Below are 26674 nucleotides of genomic sequence, written 5' to 3'. Positions count from 1 at the left end.
AATTTTTGGATAACATCCTTTTCAAATATTTCCGCCAAACTTTCATCACTTTGCTTTTGCAAATACTGATGATTGAACCATTTGTTTTTTTCAGGATCAAATTTTGCCCCCGATTTATGAACTCTATTCAAATCAAATTTTTCACAAAGTTCATCTAATGAAAAAATCTCTTGATCTGTACCGTCATTCCAGCCCAATAAAGCCAAGAAGTTAATAACTGCTTCGGGGAAAAAGCCGTTTTCTCTGTAACCCATCGATTTTGTCATGCTGGAAGCATCTGTCCATTCCAAAGGAAACACAGGAAACCCTAATTTGTCTCCATCACGTTTGGATAGTTTTCCGTTACCAACAGGTTTTAAAATCAAGGGTAAATGCGCAAATTCTGGCGCTTCCCAACCAAAAGCTTTGTATAATAAACTATGCAACGGCATCGATGGCAACCATTCTTCACCTCGAATTACATGCGTAGTTTCCATTAAATGGTCATCCACAATATTGGCCAAATGATAGGTAGGCATCCCATCACTTTTAAACAACACTTTATCATCTAAAAGATTAGTTTCAAAATGTATCTCACCACGAATGATGTCCTGCAAATGCAAAGTCTCATTAACCGGAGTTTTAAATCGGATGACATAAGCATCCCCAGCTGCAATTCTTTTCTCTGTTTCTGCTGCCGAAATCACCAGAGAAGTATCCAACTTTTCACGATTGTGCCAGTTGTAAATAAATGTTTTTCCTTGCTCTTCGTGTTGTTTTCTATGGAAATCCAATGCTTCAGCCGTATCAAAAGCGTAATACGCCCAACCTGAATTTATCAGATGCTCAGCATATTGTTTGTATAAATGTTTTCTTTCGGATTGACGATAAGGACCAAACTTTTCATTTTTCCCAACAGTTTCGCTTGGCGCAATTCCTAGCCATTCTAAAGCTTCAAAAATGTATTCTTCAGCTCCAGGAACAAAACGATTTTGGTCGGTATCTTCAATCCTAAGATAGAAAACGCCCTTATGTTTTTTAGCAAATAAATAATTGAATAAGGCAGTACGTACACCGCCAATATGTAATGGCCCAGTCGGACTTGGTGCAAAACGCACACGAACTTGTTTAGACATTATTGTAAAATTTTGCGCAAAGATAAACAGAAGTTGGAAGCTAGAAGCTGGAAGTCGGAAGATTTTAGCTTTTCATTTCCAAAGGAATTCTTTTATTCATTATAGCAAACCATAGCGGAGGGAAAAAAGCTAAAACTATTGAAGTTGGATATCCAAATGGCATTTGAGGAGAAACATCGTGGTATTCCAATATTTGATATTTCTTTTGTGATTTGAAATGATGATCGCTGTGTCGCGTTAATTCATACAAAATTATTCTTCCTAAAACATGATTGGAATTCCAAGAATGTTTTTCGGAAACGCGCTCATATCTACCAGAAGGCAAAAGTTTTCTTTTCAAACCATAATGTTCTATGTAATTGATGCTTTCCAACAACAAAAAACCAACAATGCCAGCCAATAAAGCAACAATTAAACCAACGCTTCCGAAGAAATAAAATAGTATAATAAGATAGCTTATTTGAATAAGTGTAAACCAAAACATGTCGTTTTTTAAAGAAAAGAAAGATCGATTTTCTGATTGATTCAGTTTCTTTTGAATTTGCCACGCTTTGATATAAGTACCAAATACGGTTTGAAACCAAAATGCATATAAATTCTGATTGTATTTTGCAGTCGATGGATCTTTAGGAGTGGAAACATCTAAATGATGCCCGTGATTGTGTTCTATAAAAAAATGGGTATAATGAGATGGAATTAAAAGGATTTTCCCAAGAATTCTCTCGAATAGTTTTTCTCTGTGACCTAGTTCATGCGCTACATTAATTCCGTTTGAACCAAGAATAATTCCCAAACTAATTGTCATTCCAATGATTTCAAACAACGTTAAATTTATATGAGATATTTTATACAATGTGAAAACTAATGAACCATAAACAATAGGAACGTTTAAATACAATAAAACATCAAATAATTTGTTTTTAAGTCTATTTTTAACCTCTGGTTCTGTATAATTTTCCTTATCTATTGGTAAAAGCAATTCTAAAATAGGAAATAAAACAAAGGCAAAAAGCAAAGCAGTATAGGACAAAATTCCGCCATAATAAATACCTAAAACGCCGACAATAGGAATGATATATGACAATAAATATTTCATCTTTAGTTTTATTTGACTTTAAAAATAGTCAAGAATTTAATAATTCGCAAGTTTTTTTCTTTGACTTTTTTTTAACGCTTTCTTATTTAATTAAAATTGTACATTTATCGGTTATAAAAAAGAAGTAAAAAATTGGCAAATTCAACTATTATTTATCAAAAGTTAGAAGCATTTATAAAAAAGTATTATACCAACGAATTGCTGCGTGGTACCATTTTTTTTGTTGGCATAGGTTTACTATATTTTATTTTCACGCTCTTTGTGGAGTACTTTCTTTGGTTAAAACCTTTTTCAAGAACTGTATTATTTGTTGTGTTTATCGTTGTAGAATTATTTTTACTACTGCGTTTTATTTTGTTTCCCATTTTTAAATTGTTTAAAATTCAAAAAGGCATAGATTATAATGAAGCGTCAAATATTATAGGAAATCATTTTAATGAAGTAGGCGATAAGCTTACTAATTTTCTGCAATTATCACAAGACCAAAACAAGTCTGAATTATTAGTAGCTTCAATTGATCAAAAGGCAAACACCTTGCAACCCATTCCTTTTGGAAAGGCAATCAATTTAGGGAAGAACAAGAAATATTTACCGCTTGCCGTTATTCCTATTTTGTTCTTTTTGTTTTTCTTGATTTCTGGCAAAGGCGACATATTATCGCAAAGTTTAAATCGTGTGGTGCATTTCAAGCAACAATTTATACCTCCAGCACCATTTGAATTTGTGGTTGTTAATGACAATTTACAAACCGAACAAAACAAAGATTTTTTACTAAAGGTAAAAACGATAGGCAATGTAGTTCCCGAAAATGCAATGATTTTCATTGGCGAAGAAAGCTATTTTATGGAAAGTAGTAAAAATGGTGAATTTGAGTTTGTCATTCCAAAACCTTCTGAAGACCTAGAATTTCATATCGAAAGCAATGATGTTACTTCTCGTGATTATGAGTTGAAAGTTGTTGTTGTTCCTTCAATTGCCAATTTTGAAATGCTCCTGAACTTTCCTAGTTATTTGAATAAAAAACCGGAACTAATCAAAGGAACGGGAAATGCGATTATTCCCGAAGGGACAAGAGTAACTTGGCGCATGAATACCTTAGCAACTCAAAAAGTAGAATGGGTGAACCAGAATAATCGATTTGCTTTTGCAAAACAAGACAATTTATTTTTACTCTCTAAAAGTATCCTACAAAATATTGATTATCAAATATTAACATCAAATGCGAAAGTTCAGCATTACGAAAAGTTAAATTATCAGATATCGGTAATTAAAGATCAGTTTCCAACCATTACAGTTAACAATGCGCCTGATAGTTTGAAAGTAAATAAAAACTATGTTCTCGGACAAGTTTCCGACGATTATGGCCTATCAAAACTGCAAATAATCTATTATCCAAAAGATAAGCCAAATACCGCAAAACGAGCTTTGATTAACGTAAAAAAAGATATATACGACCAGTTTGTGTTTTCGTTTCCAAGCAATCTTCCTGTAGAAGAAGGTGTTTCCTATGAGTATTATTTTGAAATTTTCGACAACGATGCACTTCATAATTTCAAAAGCAGTAAATCTTCGGTTTTCAGTAACAGAATTGCTACAGAAGTTGAAAAAGAAGATCAAATATTGCAGCAACAAAACGACAATATTAATTCATTGGCAAAATCCTTGAAAGCCCAAGACAAGCAACTATCTGAAATGGATAAATTGCAAAAAATGGGCAAAGAAAAAGATAATTTGGAATACAAAGAGCAGCAAAAGATTGATAATTTCTTAGAACGACAAAAGCAACAAGACGAATTGATGAAAGAGTTTTCAGAGAAGATGAAAGACAACTTGGAACAGTTTAAAACAGAGAAAAAAGATGAGAAAAAAGAATTGCTTCAAGAACGGTTAGAGAAAACACAAAAAGAGTTAGAAAAAAATCAAAAACTTTTGGACGAATTAAAAAAGTTGAATGATAAAATCAGCAAAGAAGAATTTTTTGAAAAGATGGAAAAGTTCAAGCAAAACAGTAAAAATCAAACCAAGAGCTTAGAACAACTTGTGGAGTTAACTAAAAAGTATTACGTTGAGAAAAAAGCAGAACAAATCGCCGAAAAATTAGATAAACTTTCAGAAAAACAAGACAAGTTAGCTGATAAGAATGAAGACAACAACGCCGAAAAGCAAGAAGAAATAAATAAGGAATTTGATAAACTTCAAGAAGAATTAAATGAGTTAGACAAAGACAATAAGGAATTAAAATCGCCAATAGATTTACCCAATACTGATGAAAAAGAAAAAAGCATTGACGAAGATTTAAATAATGCAAAAGACCAATTGCAAAAAAAGCAAAAAGATAAAGCAAAGCCAAAGCAAAAAAGTGCTTCTAAGAAAATGAAGCAAATGAGTCAGCAAATGCAGGAGCAAATGGAGTCTGCTGAAATGGAACAAATGGACGAAGATGTTGCCATGCTTCGACAAATTTTAGACAACCTTTTGGCGTATTCTTTTTCACAAGAAGATGTGATGAAACAGTTTAAAAATTTAAATCGTGGCGCCCCATCATTCAATAAGAACTTAAAGATACAACAGGATTTAAAACAACAATTTAAACATGTTGACGACAGTTTATTTGCGTTGTCATTACGCAACCCTAAAATAGCCGAAGACATTACCAAAGAAATCGGAAGTGTTCAATATAATGTGGATAAAGCTATTGAGAATTTGGCCGAAGCTAACATTCCCAAAGGAAATTCATACCAACAATATGCAGTGTCCTCATCCAACAAACTGGCAGATATGTTGAGTGATATTTTAAATGCAATGCAAATGCAAATGTCTGGTACCGGACAAGGAAAGCCAAAACCAGGAAAAGGAGAAGGCGCAGGAATGCAACTTCCAGATATCATAAAAAAACAAGAAGGTTTGGGTGAAAAAATGAAGAAGGGGATGAAGAAAGGTGACAAACCAGGAGATGGTAAAGAGGGTAAAGACGGAGAATCTGAAGGCGGAACCGAAGGAAAAAAAGAAGGTAATGACGGTAAAGAAGGAAGTGGTAAAAACGGCAAGAACGGCAAAAATGGACAAGGTAGCGGAAACGGAAGTTCTCAAGGCAATAAGGATGGGGAAAACGGAGAAGATGGAGAAGGTGATGCCAAAGCCATCATGGAAATTTATAAAGAGCAACAACAATTAAGAGAAGCTTTAGAAAACGAATTAAAAAAACAGGGCATTGGCGGCAATGGTCAAAATGCTCTAGATCAAATGAAACAAATCGAGAAACAATTGTTGAATAAAGGTTTTAATAATGAAACCCTTCAAAAAGCGTTGAATATAAAATACGAGTTATTAAAATTAGAAAAAGCAATTCAGCAACAAGGCGAAGATAAAAAGCGTCAATCAGAAACCAACAAGAAAGAATTTAACAATCAAGCCAATACATTACCAACTAAGCTTCAAGAATATTTAAACAGTATTGAAATTTTAAACAGACAAAGCTTACCTTTGCGCTCCAATTTTAACCAAAAGGTTCAAGAATATTTCAAAACCAATGATTAGTTTTAATTACGAGATAGATTTTAATTTAGAGAATGAAAGCGAATATTCAAGTTGGATTTCAAAAGTAATCATTTCTGAAAGCAAGAACGAAGGAGAAATTAATTTTATTTTTTGTGATGACGATTATTTATTGGAATTAAACCAAGAATACCTTCGCCATGACACGCTTACAGACATTATTAGCTTTGATTATTCTATAGGAAACGAATTACACGGAGATGTTTTTATCTCTTTAGAAAGAGTTCGGGAAAACGCCGATGAATTTAATGTTTCTTTTCTAGAAGAGTTGAAACGAGTTATGGCTCACGGTATATTACACTATTGTGGCTACAAAGACAAGAATGAAAAAGACGAATTTATTATGCGTCAAAAAGAGGAAGAAAAGATGGCAATGTTCCACGTGAAACACAATTAATATGTTTTTAGAAAAGTATGATGTTATTGTGGTTGGCGCAGGTCACGCAGGTTGTGAGGCGGCGGCAGCATCGGCAAATTTGGGTTGCTCAACTTTGTTGGTAACTATGAGTTTGCAAAACATTGCTCAAATGTCCTGCAATCCTGCTATGGGTGGAATTGCAAAAGGGCAAATTGTCCGAGAAATTGATGCACTTGGTGGTTATTCAGGGATTATTTCAGATAAAACAGCGGTTCAGTTTAAAATGCTAAATAAATCAAAAGGACCAGCCATGTGGTCGCCAAGAGTTCAAAGCGACCGAATGCGTTTTTCTGAAGAATGGCGATTAATGTTAGAAAGAACACCTGATTTAGATTTTTACCAAGAAATGGCAAAAGGTCTTTTGATTAAGAACAATAAAATTGAAGGAATTACAACATCACTTGGAATAGAAATTAAAGCGAAAACAGTGGTGTTGACAAACGGCACTTTTCTTAACGGATTAATTCATATTGGTGATAAACAGTTTGGCGGAGGAAGAGCAGGAGAAAGTGCTGCCTATGGAATTACAGATGATTTAGTCAAAGCCGGCTTTGAAGCAGGCAGAATGAAAACAGGAACACCACCCAGAGTTGATGGACGTTCTTTAGATTATTCTAAAATGAGAGAAGAACCAGGTGATTTAATTCCTGATAAATTTTCATATTCTGATGAAACTAAACCATTGACACATCAAAAATTGTGTCATATGACTTATACTTCAAACGAAGTTCACGATATTTTGCGTGAAGGTTTTGATCGTTCTCCGATGTTTAACGGAAGAATAAAAAGTATTGGTCCACGATATTGTCCTTCAATAGAGGATAAAATAAACCGTTTTGCTGACAAGGAAAGACACCAACTCTTCGTAGAGCCAGAAGGTTGGAATACTGTAGAAGTTTATGTAAACGGATTTTCTACTTCATTGCCAGAAGATATTCAGTTCAAAGCGTTGCGCTCGGTGGAAGGGTTTGAAAAAGTTAAATTTTTCCGTCCAGGTTATGCCATCGAGTATGATTATTTTCCTCCAACTCAGTTAAAACACACTTTGGAAACCAAGTTGGTTGAAGGATTATACTTTGCTGGTCAAATTAACGGAACAACTGGTTATGAAGAGGCAGCTTCTCAAGGAATGATGGCGGGAATAAATGCCGCTTTAAAAGTAAAAGAGCAAGCGCCAATGATTTTGCGTCGCGACGAAGCTTATATTGGTGTTTTGATTGATGATTTGATCACAAAAGGAACAGAGGAACCGTATCGTATGTTTACTTCTCGAGCCGAATACAGAACGTTATTGCGTCAAGATAATGCCGATTTTAGATTAACACCAAAGTCGTATGAAATAGGTTTGGCTTCAGAAAAGAGATTGCGAAGGATGCAACACAAACTTAATGAAAGTGAAAAAATGGTCAATTTTTTCAAAGAAACTAGCGTTACTCAGGAAGAAGCCAATCCAATATTGGTTGAAAAGGAAAGTGCACCAATGGTTCAATCGGATAAAATGTTTAAAGTTTTCTCTCGCCCACAAATGGAATTAGATGATATATTGAAATTTGAAAAAGTGCAACACTATATTCAAGAAAACGATTTGGACAAAGAAATCATAGAACAAGCCGAAATACAAGTTAAATATTCAGGTTATATCGAAAAAGAAAGAAACAATGCTGAAAAGCTTATTCGACTAGAAGACATTACAATTCCAGAAAATTTTGATTATCATAAAATTAAATCCATGTCGATTGAAGCAAAACAAAAACTAAGTAAAATTCGTCCTGTTACTATTTCACAAGCATCAAGAATTAGCGGAGTTACGCCAAGTGACATTTCGGTTTTACTTATATATATGGGACGATAGATTAAAATGTTCCACGTGAAACTAAACTTGCCAAGCACTACAAATAAAGAGTTATATGAGTTTTCAAAACAATATTTTTTTTCAAAAAGTGAGAGATTATTCCGTTTCAAAAGAAATTTTCGAATTGCATCACAATCCAGAGTATGATTTGTTAATTACGTTTCCTAAACCGAGTATAGAAAAATTACCGAGCTATTACGAAAGCGAAGATTATATTTCACATACCGATGGGAAGCGTACTTTATTTGAAAGAATGTACCATTTAATAAAAAACATAGCACTTAAAAACAAACTCAAATTAATCAATACAAAATCTCAAAAAGGAAAACTTTTAGACATTGGGGCTGGAACTGGAGATTTTTTAGTGGTAGCAAATAATGATGGTTGGCAAACAATAGGAACTGAACCAAGTGAAAAAGCAAAAGGAATCGCCATAACTAAAGGAGTAAAATTTGCAGAAAGTTTATCCTCATTAGAAAATAATTCATTCGATGTAATAACCATGTGGCATGTTTTGGAACACGTTCCAAATCTTGAGGAATACATTATCGAACTGAAAAGACTACTAAAACCTTCGGGAACAATAATAATTGCAGTACCCAATTTTAAATCTTTTGACGCTGAGTATTACGGAAAATTTTGGGCAGCATACGATGTGCCAAGACACATTTGGCACTTCTCGAAAACAGCAATTGATAAATTATTTTCCGAAAAGAAAATGAAGTTGGTTGAAGTGCTTCCCATGAAGTTTGATAGTTTTTATGTTAGCTTACTTTCTGAAAAATACAAAACCAGCAAAATGAATTTTATAAAAGCATTTTTTGTTGGTTTAAAATCAAATCTTAGTGGGAATAAAACAAAAGAGTATTCTTCACACATTTATATTATAAAAAACCATTAAAAATCAATTTAGGCGATTATCTATTGCTTTTTCAGCCAAAATACTTTTGCTAGCTTCAAATAAAAATAGTTTCTTAAAACGCTTTATTTTAAGTCAAAACTTATAACAATTACTTATCGTTTTATTAAAAAGCATAGTTAATTATTATGACTTAAAACTTGATTAAAAACTACTTTAAATCAACAATAGAATATTCTCTTTATTTTTATACTTTTGAAACTTAAAATTAATTTTATTCAATCATAATGAGAAAAACAGTTATCCTTCTTGCATTGGCAATTTCAATTATTTCATGCAACAAAACTTCAGAAACAAAAGAATTTAAAACAGCTTATATCGATACTTCAAAATTAATGGAAGAATCTACAGAAGCCAAAGACATCGAGGCAAAATACAAAGACAAATCCAAAGTAATGGGAAGCCAATTAGAAGCCGAAGTTGCCCGATTCAAGCAAGAAGCTGCAAGTTTTAAACAAAACGCCATGGCGAACGGTCAAGCATGGGCGCAACAAAAAGGTGCAGAATTACAACAAAGAGAACAAGAGTTGAGCTATGCGCAACAAGGAATGTTAAGACAACTACAAGAAGAAAGTGGAACAGAAATGGATACTTTAGTAAAGACATACAAAAAGATTATTAAAGATTTTGGTAAAGAAAAAGGATATGATTACATCTATGGAACTGGAGATGCACAATCTATTTTATATGCAAAAGAAAGCTATGATTTAACAAAAGATGTTATAAAATTGGTTAACGATAAGTATAAATCTGCTGCTAAAAAAGAAGGAAACACAGAAACAAAAAAAGAAGAAAAAAAATAAAACACTTTTTTGTTTACAATATAAAGCCATCAGTTTTGATGGCTTTTTTAATTGTGCATTGATTAACAATGTTTTATATTTGTATTTTAAAATATACGCCATGGAATCAATATCAGCAGAAGCAAATTATGTATTGCAATTTATCAATCAAACCAACCAATCCATTTTCCTGACAGGAAAAGCGGGAACTGGTAAAACGACACTTCTCAAAGAGATTATAAAAACTACTCACAAAAACTGTGTCGTTGTGGCGCCTACAGGCATTGCGGCATTAAATGCTGGTGGCGTAACAATTCATTCGATGTTTCAGTTGCCTTTTGGAGGATTTATTCCTAACAATTCCTCAGCCCATTTTTCTGATAATACTAAGTTTGAAACCAAAGCTACCTTGCGTAGACACTTTAGAATGAGCAGTTTAAAGAAAGCTGTTATCCAAAATATGGAATTGCTTATCATTGACGAAGTCAGTATGTTGCGTGCCGATTTGATGGATGCTATCGATTTTATGTTGCAGTCGGTACGCAGAAAAAACTTGCCATTTGGTGGTGTTCAAGTGCTTTTTATTGGCGATTTATTGCAATTGCCACCAATAATTCGGGAAGAAGAATGGCGAACATTGAGTAATTATTACAAAGGGAAATTCTTTTTTCATTCACATTGTATCCAACAAAATCCACCTTTGTATATTGAGTTATCCAAAATTTTCCGTCAAACGGATGAACGATTTATTTCGGTTTTGAATAATCTTCGAAACAATACCATTACACAAAAAGACAGGCAAATTTTAAATGAATTTGTGCAACCTCATTTTGATTTAAAAGCTAACAAAGGATACATTACCTTAACCACTCATAACGCCAAAGCCGACAGTATTAATTCGCAATCATTACAGGATTTAGAAGGGAAATCAAAAACTTTTTTTGCCGAAGTAACAGGCGATTTTCCGGATAAGATTTATCCAATTGAAGATAAATTAGAGTTGAAAATTGGCGCCCAAATTATGTTTATAAAAAATGATTTATCATTAGAAAAAAGATATTTCAATGGCAAAATGGGAATTATTAAATCGCTTTCCGAGGGAGAAATTTTAGTTTCTTTTCCAGAAGAAAAAACAACCATAGAAGTAGAAAAATACGAATGGGAAAACATTAGATACACTGTAAATGAAAACACCAAAGAAATAGAAGAAGAGGTTTTGGGGACATTTGTTCATTATCCTATAAAATTGGCTTGGGCAATAACCGTTCATAAAAGCCAAGGATTAACTTTTGACAAAGCAGCACTCGATGTTTCGCAGGTTTTTCTACCAGGACAGGCGTATGTGGCGCTTTCTCGTTTGCGTTCTTTAGACGGCTTAGTTTTGCTTTCTCAATTGCAAATGAACGGTATTTCAAGCGATGAAGATGTAATGGAATATGCCGAAAACAAAGCAAGCGAAACAGTTTTAGAAAATCGTTTGAAACAAGAAACCAAAAAGTATATTCATAACTATTTGAATGTCAGTTTTGATTGGACAGATTTAGCTCAAGAATGGCGCAACCACAAGTTTAGTTACAACGAAAATTCGGAGCAAGCAACAAAATCAAAACACGCGACTTGGGCAAAAACACAAGCCGAAAGTATAGAAAATATTTTGGAACCCTCTAGGAAATTTATAACACAGTTAGAACGGCTTTTCAAAGACGATGCTGTTGATTTTAACTTTATCTCTCAAAGAATTTTTGCGGCATATAATTATTTTTTTCAACCAATGGACAATTTGGTTTATGAAATCTTATGGAAATTAGAAGAAGTAGTTCGAACTAAAAAAGCCAAAGCATTTCACGATGAATTATTGGTTTTGGAAGACCTACAAATCAAAGCCGTTTTGCGATTGATGAAAGCAAAAATGCTTATAGAAACTGTGGTAAAAGGTGAATCAATTTCTAAAGAAAAATTAGTTTCCGAAGAAATTAAGTATTACAAAATCAATAAACTCGATATTATTCGAGAGGAATTTAAAAAATCAAACACAACTCTTGTTGAGGATGATGTAGACTTCGATCGCTATTTGAAAAAGAAAAAAACTAGTAAAGAACCAAAAAAATCAACTGTTCAAGAAACCTACGAATTGTGGTTGCAAAAGAATTCTATCAAAGAAATTGCGGCAATAAGAAAACTAACTACCCAAACTATTGGCGGACATTTAGCCAAGTTGATTGAATTGGAAACTATTGCAATTACTGATGTTTTGCCAGAGGATAAAATTTTAGAATTAGCAAAAGCTTTCAAAGGATATAAAGAAGAAACACTCAACGGATTGAAAGAACTTTATGGCGATACATTCACTTGGGATGAATTAAAAATGTTCAAAGCGAGTTTATAATTAACTCAACCACCAAACCGCTAAAACCGCAGGAACAAAATAAATTGCAATCGTTCTTGCGCCATCGTAATCTTTGGCTAACCTTTGACCTAACAATAAGAATAGTAGTGTGATACAAGAAAAAACAGCGCCATAAAAACCAAAAGTTTTTCCGCCGTTTACAAACAATTCTACACAACCCACAAGCGTCAAAATACCTGTTAGTAATTCTAATATCAAAATAATAAATAAAGCAAAAGGCACGTTGTTTTTCAAAATACTTTGCGCAAAGTGACCTTTAAGCCAATCAACATTTCCTTGCCAGCCAAAAACTTTATCATAAGCTGATTGTATAAAAGTGACAGCTAAAAAAACCAAAACTAAAATCGAGGCGGTATTATTCATAAGTGTTAATTTTTATGTATTAAACGAGTGAGTTTTATGGATAAATCGGTTAAAATAATTTTGGCGTTTCCATTTCTTTCAATATGATAAATAGCATCTGAAAGTTCACTAAAAATAGCATTAATATTATTGCCATTTACAAAAGGCGCAAATTTGTCCCAAGTAAATTTTTCCACCGTTGGCTCAACATAAACCAAATTATTGGTTTGATAATTAAACAACAATGCTTGACGAAACATGACAATACAATAATTCAGAAATTGTTTTTGTCCTTCTCTACCCAATGTTGCAATTTCTTCGCTCCAAGAAATTAAATCCTGAATGGCTGCAGCATTTCCTTTGGCTTTAAAAGCCGCTCGAACCCAATCAACAAACCATTTTTCAAAAGGCAAATCATCCGTTTCATTATTTAATATTTGAAGCGCTTTGTTATAATTACCTTGTGCTTGATGGGCAATTTTTGAAGCGGTTGCCGGGTCAATTTGGTGCCGGTCTATTAATGCTTTTGAAATAATTGTTTCGGGCAAAGCACCAAAATGCAATACTTGACATCGAGAACGAATAGTTTGAATTATATCTTCCTCGTTTTCAGAAATTAAAATAAAAAGTGTTTTTTCTGGCGGTTCTTCTAATAATTTTAGCAGTTTATTGGAAGCCGCAATATTCATTTTATCAGCCATCCAAACAATCATCACTTTATAACCTCCTTCATAAGATTTTAAAGCTAAAGATTTTAAAATATCTTGCGCATCATCCACACGAATTTCACCTTGCTTGTTTTGAACTCCTAAATGTTTATACCAATCAAACAAGCTTCCATAAGGATTTTGTAAAACAAACTCACGCCAATCCATTACAAAATCGGAACTTTTTGGTTTCGTTTTTATATCCTCATTAGTCACATTTGGATACACAAAATGCAAATCAGGATGTGTTAAAGATTGAAATTTTAAATTACAAGAATCATTTCCCCCAAAGTTTTCGGTTTCCAAATTACGACACAAAACAAACTGAGCATAAGCAATTGCCATGGCTAATGTACCACAACCTTCTGGCCCAATAAACAACTGCGCATGCGGAATTCTGCCCGACAAGGCACTTTTTGTTAAATGATTTTTAATGAAATCAAGACCTAATATTTCTGAAAACAGCATAAAGCAAATATAACTTAAAAATCTATTTTTTATCTAAATAATTGCATTTTGAATACCCTTTTATAAGCGGAATTATACACATCAAAAAGGCATAATAACTGGATTAAAAAAGCATTACATCTTAAAAATTTCTTAAAAAATATCGATAAAAGCACGAAAAACACCGATGAAATTATATTTTTATTATATTTGCAATATTTCAAATTAATTCATTTACTAGATGAAAACCCTTCAAGATTTTAATTTCAATAACAAAAAAGCGATAATCAGAGTTGATTTCAATGTTCCATTGGACGAAGAATTAAACGTGACCGACGCTACTAGAATTGAGGCGGCTAAGCCAACTATAGATAAAATCTTGGCTGATGGTGGAAGCGTAATCTTGATGTCGCATCTTGGAAGACCAAAAGGAAAAGAAGATCAATTTTCTTTGCGACATATTGTAGCAAAAGTATCCGAAGTATTAGGGATTAAAGTACTTTTTGCTTACGATTGTAGAGGCGAAGTAGCTACGAATGCTGCAAAAAATCTCAAACAAGGCGAAATATTGTTATTAGAAAATCTTCGTTTTTATCCAGAGGAAGAAGCAGGTGATGAAAATTTTGCCAAAGAATTAGCATCTCTAGGAGATATTTATGTGAATGATGCTTTTGGAACGGCACATAGAGCTCATGCATCGACAACCATTATTGCCAAATTTTTTCCAAACTATAAATGTTTTGGAATGCTTTTGGCCAAAGAAATTGAAAGTTTAAATCGTGTTTTAAAGAATTCTGTAAAACCAGTAACAGCCGTTCTTGGAGGTTCAAAAGTGTCTTCAAAAATCACGGTTATCGAAAATATTTTGGATAAAGTGGATCACATGATAATTGGAGGCGGAATGACATTTACGTTTATAAAAGCATTAGGAGGAAAAATTGGAAATTCAATATGTGAAGACGATAAACAAGAACTGGCGTTGCAAATTTTACATTTGGCAAAACAAAAAAACGTTCATATTCACATTCCAGTTGATGTTGTTGCAGCAAATGCATTTTCAAACGATGCCGAAACTCAAATAGTGGATGTTCGTGAAATACCCGATGGTTGGCAAGGTTTAGACGCAGGACCAAAATCATTGGAAAATTTTAAAGATGTAATCATGAACTCAAAAACAATTCTTTGGAATGGTCCATTAGGTGTTTTTGAAATGGAATCATTTGCCAAAGGAACAATAGCATTAGGAAATTTTATTGCAGAATCTACAGCAAATGGCGCTTTTTCACTTGTTGGCGGAGGAGATTCTGTTGCTGCGGTAAAACAATTCAACTTGGAAGATAAAATGAGTTACGTTTCCACCGGTGGCGGCGCAATGCTAGAAATGTTAGAAGGAAAAGTGTTGCCCGGAATCGCAGCTATTTTGGAGTAAATAATAGCAACACAATAAAAAACAATAACTTACGTTATAAGTAATTAAGACATTGATAAAAAACATTTGAAAATAACACTTTACAAAATAAAGTTATGATTATAAAAAAAATAACAACGTTGGTACTACTATTAGCATCCACGGCAATTTTTGCTCAGGAGGATTTAAGTATTACCCCGTTTAAAAAGCCACAAACCAAGAAAGAAGTTCTAGATTCTATTAAAGCTACTTTTGTACATGACAACATTGCAACTTGTATTGATAGCATGTGGATGAAAGAACTGGCTAGCTTAGATTTGTATAACGAATTGACTCTTGATATTAAAAATATTAATGTTGATGAAAAAGTAGAGTATGAATTACCTACGGAACTTTTGAAAGAACGTTTGAAGAGATTAGACGAAAAATCACCCTTCAATATTGAGTACAACGTTGGTTTAGAAAATGTAATTAAATCATTTTTAAAATACCGTAAAAAAGGGTTTGAACGATTAATGGGAATTTCTCAGTTTTATTTCCCCATTTTTGAAGAAGCATTAGCGGCACAAAACATTCCTTTGGAAATAAAGTATTTAGCCGTGGTTGAGTCTGCCCTAAACCCAAGAGCAGTTTCTAGAGTTGGCGCAACAGGTTTGTGGCAATTTATGTATCAAACAGGAAAACAATATGATTTGAAAGTTGATACCTATGTTGACGAAAGATGTGATCCATTAAAAGCGAGTAAAGCTGCCACACAATACATGAAAAACATGTATGGTATTTTTGGTGATTGGGATTTAGTATTGGCTTCTTATAATACTGGTCCAGGAAATGTAGCTAAAGCCATTCGACGATCTGGAGGAAAACAAAATTATTGGAACATTAGACCTTATTTGCACAAAGAAACACAAGGTTATGTTCCTGCTTTTTTGGCCACAATGTATATTTTCGAATACCACAAAGAACACGGAATTGTTCCAAATAAAGCTGTTGCAAATCAATTTGCTACAGATACGGTTTTGGTAAAAAGAGCTTTAACTTTTAAACAGATTTCCGATTTATTAGACGTTCCTGTAGCTGAATTACAATTTTTGAATCCCTCATATAAAAGAGAAGTTATACCACAAGTAACAGGTTTTGATTATTTTTTAAAATTACCATTAGATAAAATTGCATTGTTCACTTCAAACGAAGAAAGAATTTATGCTTATGCAAGTTATGAAGACAGTCTAAGAGAAAAGCCATTCACAAGTATGTTTGCTTCAAATAGCTCATCAGAAACGAGTAATTCTTCAAATATTAAATACCATAAAGTTAGAAGAGGAGAAAGTTTGAGTAAAATTTCTAATCGGTATGGTATTACAATGTCGGAATTGAAGAAATGGAATCACTTGCGAAGTAATAAAGCACCTTTGGGCAGAAGTTTGAAAATTTATACTTCAGACGAATCTATTGCTTCAAGCAATAAAATTCAAACCAAAGCAGATACAATTGCTGTGAAAGAAACAACGGCATTGGCATCAAATACCAATAAAGTATTTAAAGAAGAAAAAGTAGTTTCCTATAAAGATGTTACTAAGATATATAAAGTCAAAAGTGGCGATAACATAAGTGAAATAGCAAACAAATATGACGTAGCGGTTGCTGATGTTAAAAAATGGAACAAACTAAGAGGAACAAACATCAACACTGGACAAAAGCTAAAAATCATTAAAAACGAAAGAGTTGTTACCACAGTTAGAAAAGAAGTGAAATCAGAAAAAGCAATAGTGGATACTAAAACACAAACAAGTCTTGCTTTGAAAGACACAAACTCTGATGACAGTCAAAGCAATAAAGATTTTTATGAAGTTCAAAAAGGAGACAACTTGTTAAGTATTGCCAAAAAATTCAATGTTAGCATAGAAGACCTTAAAGAATGGAACAATCTTGATGATTCCAATGTTCAAATGGGCTCTAAATTAGCATTAGCAAATAAACAAGAAACAGTTAAAGAAGAAGAGCCAACAGAAACTAAGATTGTAGAGTATAAAGTTAAAAAAGGAGACAATCTTGGAAGCATTGCACATAAACACAATGTATCAGTTGCCGAAATTAAAGAATGGAATGAGTTAGAAGATAATAATGTTAGATTAGGAGCTTCCATTATTGTTTCAAAAACAGAAATTGCTGCTAACGACACAAAATTTTCGAATAAAGAAAATAGTGCATCAAATCAAAAAGACGAAGTTAAATTATACTACGTTAAAAAAGGAGATTCATTGTTTAGTATTGCAAAAAAGTATAATGTAACCGCATCTGATATCAAAAAATGGAATGGTATAAAAAACGAAAGTTTAAAACCAGGCATGAAATTAAAAATTAGCGGTTAATCAGAAAATCTTATATAAATTTGGGTTTTATTTGAGTTATGAATAAAACCCTTTTTTTATGGCTTTTTGTCTTTGGTTTGTTGGGCTCTTGTTCTTTTAAAAAAGACAAGTTACCCGAAGATTCTGTGGCAACAATAAATACTATTGCTGTGATTATTGATGATCAACTTTGGAAAGGCGAAGTGGGCGATAGTATTAGAAATAAATTTGCTTCACCCGTTTTAGGATTGCCACAAGAAGAGCCTTTGTTTACCATCAATCAATACCCAGTAAAACTTTTTGAAGGATTCTCAACAGATACTCGAAACATTATTATTGTCAAAAAAGGTACCGAAAACAAATTTGAAATTAAAGAAAATGAATTTACAACCCCTCAAAATGCGTTTCATATTTCAGGGAAAACAGCTTTAGAAATCATACAAATTTTGGAGAAAAACAGCTCCAATATTATTCAAAAAATGAGAAAAACAGAAATTTCTCAAAATCAAGAAATTTTCAAAGATTCTCTTTTGGATATCCAAAAAATTCAAAAAAAGTTCAACATCAATCTTTTGATTCCATCAAAATATGAATATGTTATGCGAAGAAGAAATTTCATTTGGATGAAAAGTGAAATTATCAGCGGTAATAGCAGTTTATTATTGTATCAAATCCCTTTTAAAAGAGTTCACGCTAATAATGCAGTTAACGATATTGTAAAAACAAGAGATTCTATAGGAAAACTATACATCCACGGTTCAGACAGAGGAACAAAAATGGTTACCGAAGAGGCCTATTCACCTTATTTTTTAGAGACAACGCTTGCTGGGAAGAAAACATTTGAAACAAAAGGAACGTGGCAAATGAAAAACGATTTCATGTCAGGACCATTTATCAACTATGCTATTTTTGACAAAGAGAATAATAGAATATTGGTGCTTGAAGGATTTTGCTACGCACCATCAAAAGAAAAGCGCGATTTAATGTTTGAATTAGAATCAATTATTAAATCCATTCAATTTATAAAAAATCCAACAAAATGAATCTAGAATGGAAAATAAAGCGTTTTGATGCACTTTCTTCTCAAGAGCTTTATAATTTACTACAGTTGCGCAGCGAAGTCTTTGTGGTAGAGCAAAATTGCGTTTATCAAGACATTGATGGCAAAGATGAGAAAGCAATCCATCTTATAGGAGAAGATAATGGAAAAATAGTGGCTTATGCTCGGATTTTTAAACCAAATGATTATTTTGAACAAGCATCTATTGGGCGTGTCGTGGTTAAAGAAAGTTATAGAGATAAAAAACTAGGTCACCTTTTAATGAGAGAAGCAATTCGGGTAATTGAAACCCATTTTGAAGAAACAAAAATCACGATTTCTGCACAATTGTATTTAAAAAAATTCTACGAAAGTCACGGATTTGTTCAAAATAGTGACATGTATTTAGAAGATGATATTCCACATATCGAGATGAAAAAGGGGTAATTACACTTTTGAGATAACAATTTCTACTCTTCTGTCATAATCTGCGCCTTTTCCCAACGGTACAGTATTTCCATATCCTTTAAAAGTCATTCTGGTTTTAGGTATTTTTTTAAATAGTAAATATTTATACACTGTTTCTGCTCTATTAGTAGAGAGTTGTCTTTTTTTAGTTTCTTTATCAATAGCTTCTTTTTGGTAAGGTGGCGTACAACACACATGCCCTTGGATTTCAAAATGATAATTTTTGTATTTCATCAAGAGTTTTGCAATTTTATCCAACTCCGTTTTGGATTTAAATGTCAGTTTACTACTTCCTCTTTCAAATAAAACATTGTCTAGATAGACATGGTCGCCTACAATATGGTTTTTTTGAATGGTGTTGTAAAATCCAGGAATCACAATTTTTGGCAACGGTCTAAGGTTGATAACTACGTCAACTCTTCTGTTTTTTGACCGTTTTTCAGGAAGATTTTCTACAATATCATCGTCAATTAGAATTCTACCTTTTCCCTCAATGGTGATAATGATTTTACTTTTAATTCCACTTGCAATGATTTTGTCTTGAATGGTTGTGGCCCGATTGGTTGAAAGTTTGAAGTTATAGGCCTCTTTTCCGACATCATCAGTATACCCAAAAATCTGAATGGACTCAATTCTTGTTGAATCGGAATTTTTGATAAAATCGACTACTTCATTTCCTTGCTTTTCACCTAAGGAATATTTATCAAATTCAAAGTAAACCGAGTGCACAACTTCTTCCTGAGCTTGAAGAAAACCAAAAATGAGAAAAGGTAAATACTTTAGTAATTTCATCTTAAATTTTTAAAATCTTATTGTATTCTGCCGTATTATTAAGAATTCCGACAGCTTTTTTAATCTCAATATTATTTTTTATGTAATATTGATACAACCCTTCTTTGTATTGGTAACGCTTGATAATCTCATCCAACATTAAATTTTTTATTTCCTTTTGATTTTTATCAATCATTGTTGCTTCACTTCTTTGCAAAGCGGCTAATAATTGTTCGTATTCGGATTGAATAGCAGTATCAATGTTTTCTTTTTTAGCTTTTTCCAAAGTGTTTTTTAGTGCAATTTCTGTTTCCGTATTAATATCTGTTTTTTCACGCTTAAGAAATGCTTTAAAGTCTGCAAAATCTGAATCTGTAAGTGTTGGGATTTTATCACCCAGAGTTGGATTTTTATAATAATAATAAGTTACATAATTAAAAATACCATCGTTTTTTTGTAATGCATCAGCAATCATGCTTGTTTTTGTTTCTGCAATTTCAACATCTGGCAAAACACCACCGCCATCAAAAACAGGTCTTCCTTTTTTGGTTTTGAATGCATTATAGTTTTTTTCTTCTGTTTTAGTAGCTTTGCCGCTCTTGTCTTTTTTGTTGTAATTCAAAGCTTGAATACATCTTCCAGAAGGCGTGTAATATCTAGAAATAGTAACTTTTACTTGAGTTCCATAGGTCATGTCAATTGGACGTTGTACCAGTCCTTTTCCAAAACTTCGACTTCCTAATATTACAGCACGATCTAAATCTTGTAAAGCTCCAGAAACAATCTCAGAGGCAGATGCACTTTTACCATCAACAAGTATAACCAATGGAATTATAGTATCAATTGGCTCTCGATTGGTTTTATAAACGTTGTTGTATTTCTCGTTTTTTGATTTTGTAGTTACAATAACTTCTCCTTTAGGAACAAAAAGATTACAAATAGTTACCGCTTCATTCAATAACCCACCTGGGTTTCCTCGCAAGTCAAGAATTATTTGAGTTGCACCATCCGCTTTTAGTTTTTCTAGGGCTTCTTTAGTTTGTGATGATGCTTTTTGGCTAAATTGAGACAAAACAATATAACCCGTTTTATCGTCTACTTTTCCAAAGAAAGGAACTGCTTTTACTTCTACTTCGTCCAAAATTAACTGGGTCGTCATTGGCTTTCCTTGGCGTAAGTATTTGATTTCAATTTTAGTGTTTTTTACGCCTTTCAATAATTGGGAAGCATCATCTTTAAAGTCGGAAAGCATTACATCGCCTATTTGAGTGATTTCATCACCCGCTTTTAAACCTGCTTTGTCCGCAGGAAATCCTTTATATGGTTCTTTGATGATGAGTTTGTCTTCTTTTCTTGTAATAATCGCTCCTATTCCTGTGTATTCTCCAGTATTATTAATTTTGAATTTTATAACATCTTGTTCATTGAAATAATTGGTATATGGGTCTAAATCTGCCAACATACTCTTAATGGCTTTGTCCATTAATTCTGCCGGATTAGTTTCATCAACATAGTTTTGATTGATGGTTTTAAATAGTGTGGTAAAAATTTCTAGTTGTTTAGAAATTTCGAAGAAATCGTCTTTAAAACTTACACCAATAAAGAGAAAAATACTCAAGATGGCAGGGATAAAATATTTTTTTTTAATTCTTAAGAACATGGCTTTTTCTTTAAACAAGTTAACGAATATATTAAATTACTTCAAATGAAATTTGGTACATCATCAGTTTAATTTTTTTCTTGTATAACAGCTTTTCTAAATTTCTCAAAAAGCTTTTTGGTTTTTTCTTCTATTTCTTGGTAAGATAATTTTTCGTTGGTTTGATAAAAAAACATAATGCAATATTTTGTGTCTAAATTAGTTGTCAAAATGGATTTGTTCAACCGATAACATTCTCTCAAAACACGCTTGAAATAATTGCGGTCTACTGCTTTTTTAAAATGTTTTTTGGAAACCGAAACGCCCATTTTTAAGGGTACATTTTCTTCATAATCGTGTGTAATATACACTAATCGCAATGGGTATTTACTCACCGATTTGCCTTCTGAAAATAACAAGTCGATAATTTTTTTACTTTTAAGTTTTTCAGAAACTGGATAGGAAAAATCCATTTTTATTTTGAGTAGATATTGTAAACAAATTTCACTTCATTGTAAGTGATGTAAAACTGCACTCTATTATTTTCCTTTTTTTTCGTAATGATTAAGATATTACACTTTGAAAACTTATTGTCAACACATTCAAACGGGACAATATTTACCTCATCATTATCTGTAATTTCACCATAAGCTTTGATTTTGAATGACTGTACCTCAGAGGAATTAATTGTAATTAAATCTTTCTTAGCATCAACGGTTATCAATACATTGGCGTCAACAAAATCAGACCATTCGTTCCATTGACCATTATCTTTTTTGTCTGTAAAACCTACACTGCTTGCTTGAAAACGAATAGGTTGCGCCAAAGCAACACTTCCAAAATTCAAAAAAAGGCAAAACATAAGAAGTTGAATAGCTTTCATTTTGTTAATTTTTTTTATCGTGGTAAATCTACAAAATCTATTCCAAAATAAAAGGATTAAAATTTGGCAACTTATTTTATTTGATATTTACAAACACATTATTTTCTCTTTTCACATCTGCCATTAAATCAGATGAATCTATGCTAATTTTTTTGATTGAGGAAAGCGGTTTTTGAATACTGAACTCATAGTTAGGCATTGCCCAAGCCCAATCATTCAAAATAGTCCATTTAATTTCGAGTTTAGGATTTGATTTTTGAAAGTTCATCATTCGAAGCGGAATATAATAACTCTCTTTTGTTCCGTCTGTATATTCCACCAAAACATCAATAGGCATTGGCATTCTGCCTACTCTTTCTAGTGAAATTGTAGTTGTGTTGTCTTTTTCGGCCACTTTTTTAATGCTATAATCAATCGTATTTGTGGTTTGAGTCCAATCGGTTAAATACCAATCTAAATTTGCACCCGAAATGCGCTCGGCAGTTCGCTTAATGTCATTGGGTGTAGGATGTTTGAATTGAAATTCTTTGTAATAACGTTTCAAGGTTTTCATTAAGTTGTCTTCCCCAATCAAATAAATTAATTGGCTTAAAAAGAGTTCCCCTTTGCTATAGGAAGCAACGCTGTAGGATCTGTTCAAGTCATAGCGGTCAGCGTGTGTAGAAAGCGGCTGCTCTTTTCCTGAATTGGCCAACTCAATATAACTTTTATAAGCCCCAGCAAAAGGATTTTCCACCTTTTTTGCAACCAGTTCATTAACAGCTAAATCTTCAATGAAAGAAGTAAACCCTTCGTCCATCCAGCCGTGTTTACTTTCGTTACTCGCCAAAACGTGTTGAAACCACGAATGTCCCATTTCATGAGCAATCAAACCTACAAATCCATTTAATTTTCCTTCGCCCAAAACCAAAGTACACATACCATATTCCATTCCGCCATCACCACCTTGAATTACTGAATATTGTTTGTAAGGATAATTGCCAATGGTTTTATTAAAAAATTGTATTAACTCAGCGGTCTTGGGTTGGGCTTGTTTCCAAACATCAATAATCGCTGGATTATTTTTGTATAAAAAATGTAGTGTAACACCATTTTCTGCTGGATATTTATCGTGTACATACTCTTTATCAGCTGCCCAAGTAAAATCATGAACATTTGGCGCATAAAAATGCCAAGTCAGTGTTTTTTGTTTTTTTGGAATAGTTACAACAACTCCTGTATCTTGGTAATTATATCCAATCTCGTTCGGGTTTTGTAAATAGCCAGTTCCACCTAAAACGTAATTTTTATCAATGGTGATTTTTACATCAAAATTACCCCATACACCGTGAAATTCTCTAGCGATGTAAGGGTCAGCATGCCAACCTTCAAAATCAAACTCGGCTATTTTAGGATACCATTGCGCCATTGAAAGCGCAACACCTTCGCTATTATTTCTTCCCGAACGTCGAATTTGGAGCGGAACTTGTCCATCAAAGTCTAATGTAAATAAAGTTGATTGTCCAGGTAAAATAGGTGTTGCCAATACGACTTCCAAAATCGTACCTACTTCTTTGGTTTGGGCAGAAACGCCATCTTGTTTGAAATTAGAAATTTTTAAATAGCCCATTTCATTGGGTAATAATTTTGAAATGCGACTTTCTTTTCCTTCTTTTCCTTCTGAATTTTTTACTTTGTTCACCATTCTGCCATCCGGATCAAGAATGTTTTGCAAACGAATGTCCATTTCGCTTCCTGGCTGAAAAGCATTATTGTATAAATGGTAAAAAACTTTTTTTAAGGTGTCTTGTGAATTATTGGTATACAACAATTCTTGTTTGCCTTTGTATTGATAGGATTTAACATCCATGGTTACATCCATTTTATAGTCAACATGTTGTTGCCAGTAGTCTTTTGATTGTGCTTTGCAAAAAAGTATTCCAAGTAAAAAACCAAAGAGAAGGATTTTTTTCATTTTCATTAATTATTTTTTTCATTTTTTGGTACTTCTTCAGCCAGTTTTAATGCATTATATGCATTTACTATTTTTCCTGAAACTGAGGCCTCAGCAAAATTTCTTTTTTCGCCATTTTCGCCAACTTTTACAACCATATCAATTGGAGTTCCAGATTGCATTAAAATTTCTTTCACTTGGTGAGCTTTTAAATTTGGATAATAAGAACGAATTAATGCAGCTACACCAGCAACATTTGGCGATGCCATTGAAGTTCCTTCAAGATATTTGAATTTATTATTAGGAAGTGTGGCATAAATTTTCACTCCAGGAGCAAAGACATCAACATTTTTAGAGCCATAATTAGAAAAATCAGCTATCACTTTTTCACCATATTCATAGTTGAGAGCGCCAATTTGGATAAAATTTGAAACTAACTCAGTTTTTTTATCCTTACTATCCGTTGGGAAGTTTTCTTCTACATCTATATCTTTTCCATCATTTCCAGCAGCATGCACAAACAAAACGTCTTTACTTTCAGCATATTTTAGGGCATCCCATACCCATTCGGCATGTGGAGAAAAATCTTTTCCAAAACTACCATTGATTACTTTTGCGCCATTATCAACTGCATAGCGAATCGCCAAAGCGATATCTTTGTCATATTCATCACCATTGGGCACAGCTCGCAATACCATTATCTGAACATTGTTTGAAATACCATCACCGCCAATGTTATTGTTTCTTGTTTGGGCAATTATTCCAGCCACATGTGTTCCGTGTTCTGTGTTTTCTTTATTTGGCCCAAACACTTTGTTATTTCCGTATTTTTTATCGTCAAAATTATCGGGATTATCGCCTACTATTTTTCGTCCGTCAAATGTTGTGTTGAGGTTATAATTAAGTTTATCATACACTTGATTTTTTGTTGAAATTAATTCTTCTCTAAATTTTTCTCCTGCTTGCAAAGCAAAAGCAAGCATCACCGTTTTACTCTGGTAAAGTGAATATTTAATTGAAGCTACGTCTTTTAATTCGTTAAGAGTATAATCCTCTTTTTTTAAATAGTCACGAATGGTTTTATCGGCTTCGTATAAATAATCTATAGATTCTTTATAGCTCATCATTTTATTATATTCTTTCTCATGTTCAGCTAATGCTTTTTTATACACTTCGGAACCATCATCGCCTTTTTTCAAAATTCTAGTCATTTCTAGTGTTTCGTTGTATGAATCGCCTAGAAAATTCCAACCATGAATATCGTCAACATAACCGTTTTTATCATCATCTTTTTTGTTGTTTGGAATTTCTTTTGGATTTGTCCAAATAGCACCTTTTAAATCAGGGTGATCTATGTCAATTCCCGAGTCTACTACGGCAACAATGATTTTAATTCCTTTTTTATTTTTCAAAAGCTCATTGTAAGCTTTGTCAACGCTCATTCCGGGAATGGTATCTTTTTCTAAATCAAGATGACTCCAGCGTTTTAATTCTTGTTCTGTAAGGGGTGCTTTTTTTGTGTAAAGTGTTTGAACCTCTTGTCCAAAACTTAATATTGGTAATAAAAAAAGCAAAAATTTCAACTTTGTTTTCATAACAAATATTATTTAAGAAGGTAAAAGTATATTCTTTTGCAAAATTCCAAAAACGATTAACATTACATTAGTATATCTTTGGTTTTGAAAACGTCTTTAAGTCGAATACCTTTTTCTGTTTTTTCAACTGTAATGATTTGGTTATGCGCATCATGTTCTAGCCATAGATAGTAATTGTTTTCTGCTGCTGCAGTAAGAAATTTAGCTTTTTCAGGCAAAGTTAAAAGCGGCCGCGTGTCATAACCCATAACATAAGGCAATGGCAAATGTCCAGCAGTTGGCAATAAATCAGCACAAAAAACAAAGGTTTTATCTTGGTATTTAATATGTGGAATCATCATTTTTTCGGTGTGACCATCAACATAAAAAATATCAAATCCCAAATCACAAATTCCAAAATCAGAATCAGGTCTTTTAATAAAATTTAATTGTCCGCTTTCTTGCATTGGCAAAATATTTTCTGAAAGAAAAGATGCTTTTTCACGGGCATTTGGTTTTGTTGCCCATTCCCAATGATTTTCGTTTGTCCAATAATAGGCGTTTTTAAAAGCTACCTCGTAACCCGTTTTGTTTTTATTCCAATTCACACTGCCCCCACAATGATCAAAATGCAAATGCGTCATAAAAACATCCGTCACATCATCACGATGAAAACCATGCTTGACCAATGATTTATCCAATGAATGGTTTCCCCAAAGCGAATAATAGCCAAAAAACTTCTCCGATTGTTTGTTGCCCATTCCAGTATCGATCAAAATCAATCGATTCCCGTCTTCAATTAACATGCATCTTGCGGCAATATCAATTAAATTATTTTCGTCTGCCGGATTGGTTTTGTTCCAAATGGTTTTGGGAACCACGCCAAACATAGCGCCGCCCTCTAACTTAAAGTTTCCGGCTTCGATAGGATATATTTTCATGTTTTGATGTTTGTCACAAATTTACAG

General features: G+C 33.0%; 21 protein-coding genes. 10 read left to right on the top strand and 11 right to left on the bottom strand.

The features are described 5' to 3' along the window. On the bottom strand, positions 1–1115 hold a 1115-nt coding region (gene gltX / locus ACK5ON_RS12010; RefSeq protein ID WP_409822821.1), incomplete at its 3' end, for a glutamate--tRNA ligase. A gap of 64 nt (positions 1116–1179) precedes the next feature. Beyond that, on the bottom strand, positions 1180–2211 hold the full coding sequence (locus ACK5ON_RS12005; protein WP_396172883.1) for an alkane 1-monooxygenase: 1032 nt from the start codon (positions 2209–2211) through the stop codon (positions 1180–1182). Between the two features lie 132 nt (positions 2212–2343). Between ACK5ON_RS12005 and ACK5ON_RS12000 the strand changes: the two genes are divergently transcribed. The 6 genes from ACK5ON_RS12000 to ACK5ON_RS11975 all read left to right on the top strand — a co-directional run bounded on the left by ACK5ON_RS12000 (position 2344) and on the right by ACK5ON_RS11975 (position 12123). Further along, positions 2344–5748, top strand: a complete 3405-nt coding sequence (locus ACK5ON_RS12000) for a DUF4175 family protein (RefSeq protein WP_409822818.1) — start codon at positions 2344–2346, stop codon at positions 5746–5748. After that, positions 5741–6163 (top strand): rRNA maturation RNase YbeY, encoded by a 423-nt coding sequence (gene ybeY, locus ACK5ON_RS11995; protein WP_396172887.1) that lies wholly within the window; start codon positions 5741–5743, stop codon positions 6161–6163. The genes ACK5ON_RS12000 and ybeY overlap by 8 nt, the downstream gene beginning before the upstream one ends. A 1-nt stretch (position 6164) precedes the next feature. After that, the gene (gene mnmG / locus ACK5ON_RS11990) at positions 6165–8036 is read left to right on the top strand and encodes a tRNA uridine-5-carboxymethylaminomethyl(34) synthesis enzyme MnmG (protein WP_409822815.1); all 1872 of its coding nucleotides are present in this window, start codon (positions 6165–6167) and stop codon (positions 8034–8036) included. Positions 8037–8091: 55 nt separating this feature from the next. After that, the gene (locus ACK5ON_RS11985; protein ID WP_409822812.1) at positions 8092–8937 is read left to right on the top strand and encodes a class I SAM-dependent methyltransferase; all 846 of its coding nucleotides are present in this window, start codon (positions 8092–8094) and stop codon (positions 8935–8937) included. Between the two features lie 245 nt (positions 8938–9182). Next, a complete protein-coding gene (locus ACK5ON_RS11980; protein WP_409822810.1) occupies positions 9183–9758 on the top strand; it encodes an OmpH family outer membrane protein in 576 nt (191 codons plus the stop codon). A 100-nt stretch (positions 9759–9858) separates the two neighbouring features. After that, the gene (locus ACK5ON_RS11975) at positions 9859–12123 is read left to right on the top strand and encodes a helix-turn-helix domain-containing protein (RefSeq protein ID WP_409822807.1); all 2265 of its coding nucleotides are present in this window, start codon (positions 9859–9861) and stop codon (positions 12121–12123) included. Here the strand turns inward: ACK5ON_RS11975 and ACK5ON_RS11970 are convergent, their stop codons facing one another. Together ACK5ON_RS11970 and ACK5ON_RS11965 are read right to left on the bottom strand one after the other, a co-directional pair. Further along, positions 12124–12507: a DoxX family protein gene (locus ACK5ON_RS11970; RefSeq protein WP_409822804.1), complete on the bottom strand. Its 384-nt coding sequence runs from the start codon at positions 12505–12507 to the stop codon at positions 12124–12126. A gap of 5 nt (positions 12508–12512) precedes the next feature. Continuing rightward, positions 12513–13661, bottom strand: coding sequence for an ATP-binding protein (locus ACK5ON_RS11965; RefSeq protein ID WP_409822801.1), 1149 nt, complete (start codon positions 13659–13661; stop codon positions 12513–12515). A gap of 220 nt (positions 13662–13881) precedes the next feature. On the opposite strand from ACK5ON_RS11965, the gene ACK5ON_RS11960 reads away from it, so the two are divergent. From ACK5ON_RS11960 to ACK5ON_RS11945, 4 genes are all read left to right on the top strand, one after another. Next, entirely contained in the window at positions 13882–15069 is a 1188-nt protein-coding gene (locus tag ACK5ON_RS11960) for a phosphoglycerate kinase (protein ID WP_409822798.1), read from the top strand. Between the two features lie 95 nt (positions 15070–15164). Then, positions 15165–17420, top strand: coding sequence for a LysM peptidoglycan-binding domain-containing protein (locus ACK5ON_RS11955; protein ID WP_409822795.1), 2256 nt, complete (start codon positions 15165–15167; stop codon positions 17418–17420). A 38-nt stretch (positions 17421–17458) separates the two neighbouring features. Further along, entirely contained in the window at positions 17459–18442 is a 984-nt protein-coding gene (locus ACK5ON_RS11950) for a DUF4837 family protein (RefSeq protein WP_396176255.1), read from the top strand. Further along, the gene (locus tag ACK5ON_RS11945) at positions 18439–18885 is read left to right on the top strand and encodes a GNAT family N-acetyltransferase (protein WP_409822791.1); all 447 of its coding nucleotides are present in this window, start codon (positions 18439–18441) and stop codon (positions 18883–18885) included. Before ACK5ON_RS11950 ends, ACK5ON_RS11945 begins: the two co-directional genes overlap by 4 nt. Here the strand turns inward: ACK5ON_RS11945 and ACK5ON_RS11940 are convergent, their stop codons facing one another. The 7 genes from ACK5ON_RS11940 to ACK5ON_RS11910 form a co-directional block, all read right to left on the bottom strand. After that, positions 18886–19698 (bottom strand): OmpA family protein, encoded by an 813-nt coding sequence (locus ACK5ON_RS11940; RefSeq protein WP_409822788.1) that lies wholly within the window; start codon positions 19696–19698, stop codon positions 18886–18888. A 1-nt stretch (position 19699) separates the two neighbouring features. After that, on the bottom strand, positions 19700–21337 hold the full coding sequence (locus tag ACK5ON_RS11935; protein ID WP_409822785.1) for a S41 family peptidase: 1638 nt from the start codon (positions 21335–21337) through the stop codon (positions 19700–19702). Between the two features lie 68 nt (positions 21338–21405). Further along, the gene (gene rnpA / locus ACK5ON_RS11930; protein WP_409822782.1) at positions 21406–21789 is read right to left on the bottom strand and encodes a ribonuclease P protein component; all 384 of its coding nucleotides are present in this window, start codon (positions 21787–21789) and stop codon (positions 21406–21408) included. Between the two features lie 2 nt (positions 21790–21791). Then, the gene (locus tag ACK5ON_RS11925; RefSeq protein WP_409822780.1) at positions 21792–22199 is read right to left on the bottom strand and encodes a hypothetical protein; all 408 of its coding nucleotides are present in this window, start codon (positions 22197–22199) and stop codon (positions 21792–21794) included. A 76-nt stretch (positions 22200–22275) separates the two neighbouring features. Further along, positions 22276–24153 (bottom strand): M1 family metallopeptidase, encoded by a 1878-nt coding sequence (locus ACK5ON_RS11920; protein ID WP_409822777.1) that lies wholly within the window; start codon positions 24151–24153, stop codon positions 22276–22278. 5 nt (positions 24154–24158) lie between these two features. Then, complete coding sequence (locus ACK5ON_RS11915; RefSeq protein ID WP_409822774.1) at positions 24159–25727, bottom strand: S8 family peptidase; 1569 nt, start codon at positions 25725–25727, stop codon at positions 24159–24161. Positions 25728–25789: 62 nt separating this feature from the next. Next, positions 25790–26647 carry an MBL fold metallo-hydrolase gene (locus tag ACK5ON_RS11910; RefSeq protein ID WP_409822771.1) on the bottom strand — a complete coding sequence of 286 codons (858 nt, stop codon included), beginning with the start codon at positions 26645–26647 and terminating at the stop codon, positions 25790–25792. Between the last annotated feature and the right edge of the window lie 27 nt (positions 26648–26674).

The organism is Flavobacterium sp. (assembly GCF_046317795.1).
GTDB lineage: Bacteria > Bacteroidota > Bacteroidia > Flavobacteriales > Flavobacteriaceae > Flavobacterium.
Note: the sequence above shows the minus strand (reverse complement) of the source record. Positions and strands in the feature narration are given on the sequence as shown.